The 1706-nt window shown below is 68.6% G+C and carries 3 protein-coding genes; all 3 read left to right on the top strand.

Annotated elements, in window-relative coordinates:
• Window positions 1-654, top strand: a 654-nt coding sequence (locus C556_RS21220; RefSeq protein ID WP_040431680.1) for a DUF2345 domain-containing protein, incomplete at its 5' end; no start/stop codon positions are given.
• On the top strand, window positions 651-1469 hold the full coding sequence (locus C556_RS0118640; RefSeq protein ID WP_026263215.1) for a DUF4123 domain-containing protein: 819 nt from the start codon (window positions 651-653) through the stop codon (window positions 1467-1469). The genes C556_RS21220 and C556_RS0118640, both read left to right, overlap by 4 nt.
• Window positions 1462-1706: hypothetical protein (locus C556_RS21215; RefSeq protein WP_040431677.1), on the top strand; the 245-nt coding region annotated here is incomplete at its 3' end. The genes C556_RS0118640 and C556_RS21215, both read left to right, overlap by 8 nt.

Here is a 1706-nt window from a genome sequence, read left to right as displayed (position 1 = left end):
AAACAGGCCAGGTCGCAGCAAGGCCACCTCGATCACCTGAACCAGGCGCTCAAGGCGTGGCAGGCGGGCAGCAACACCGATCCCGACGGCAAGACCGCATCGGATCAACCGGGGCAACAGGCCATCCTGATCGCCAGCGCTCCAGCCGGCATCGGCCTGACCACGCCCAGCGAACTCATCCTGCACGCCGGGCATAACCTGGACAGCGTCAGCCAGCGCGATACGCAACAGACCACGGCCCGACGCTGGCTGCACAACGTGGGCAGCAAGATCAGCCTGTTCGTCCAAGGCGTGGCGGAGCAGATCAACCTGAAGCTGATCGTGGCCAAGGGGCATGCCAACCTGCATGCGCAATCCGGCGATGTTGAAGTCATCGGCGACAAGAACGTGCGGGTGCATGCCAGCAAGGAAAAGCTGACCGCCACCGCCAAGGAAGAGCTGCTGCTGACCTGCGGCGGCGCGTATATCCGCCTGAAGGGCGGGCAGATCGAACTGCACGCGCCCGGCAAGCTGAGCGTGAAGGGCAGCAACTACAGCTTCAGCGGGCCGGCCAGCATGCCGACGCCGGATCGGCAGTTCCCCAACGGGGTGTGCGAAAGCTGCGTGCTGAAGGCGCTGGAATCCGGCAGTCCGTTTGCGGCGAAGAGCCGATGATGCGCGTCGACCCCTATCAAGGCAGCGAGATCGACGCCCTGGCGGCCGATTGGCAGACCGCCGCCGCCGCGCAACCGGCGCTGCGGCTGTACGCGCTGCTGGACCACGCCTTCCACCGGGAGCCCAGGCAGCGCCTGATCGGGCTGGGGCCGTGGCAATCGCTGTACGCCGGGCAGCCGGGCGCCACGCCGGAGATCTCGCCCTTGCTGCAACAACTGGCGCACGCCGGCGACCCGTTCCCCGCGCGCGCCAGGGAACTGCTGGCGCGCACCGAGGGCCAGCCCAGCCTCGGCTTCATCGCCAGCGCGCTCGCCCCGGAGGCGTTGCAGCGGCATTTCGACCATTACGTGGACGTGATCATCCTGCCGGAGCGCACGCGCTACCTGCTGCGCTACGCCGATACCCGCATCCTGCCCCAATTGCTGCTGGCGCTGGACGAAGCGCAACGGGCCGAGCTGCTCGCGCCGATCCACACCTGGTGGTACTTCGACCGCGAAGGGCTGTTGCAGGCCACCGGCGGCCTCGACCAGCCGCGCATCGCGCGGCATGAGCTGGAACTGAGCGAGGCGCAGTTCGGCCGACTGCTCGACAGCAGCTATCCCGACACCCTCGCCAACAGCCTGCGCCAGATGCGCAGCCTGGCCGGACACCTGCCCACCCAGCCGTCCGCCCTGCACGCGCTGAGCCGCCGCCTGTACCTGGAGGCGGTGGGCCAGGATCTGCTGGAACACGCCGACATCCTGGGCTACGCGGTATCCCGCATCGAGCCGCCCGGCGCGGACCAACGCGACGCCGCGCGGGAAGCGCATGATTAGCCGCGCCGCGTGGCAGGCGCTGCTGGTGCTCTGCCTGGGGTTGGCGGGGTGCCAGCGCGGCAATGCCGAGGATGCATCCGCCCTGGTGGCCGAGGCGAGCGCGCCCGCGCTGGGGGCGGAGACTTTCATGGCCAGCAGCCATGGCATCAATTACGACCACGAATTCGGCATCGACTACACCTTGCGCTGGGCGGGCGATGCAAAAGGCGAGGCGATCGGCAGCGGCAGCGTCGGGCC

Origin of the sequence: Chitiniphilus shinanonensis DSM 23277 (genome assembly GCF_000374805.1) — a bacterium.
Lineage (GTDB): Bacteria > Pseudomonadota > Gammaproteobacteria > Burkholderiales > Chitinibacteraceae > Chitiniphilus > Chitiniphilus shinanonensis.
This window is presented reverse-complemented; position numbering and strand designations above follow the sequence as displayed.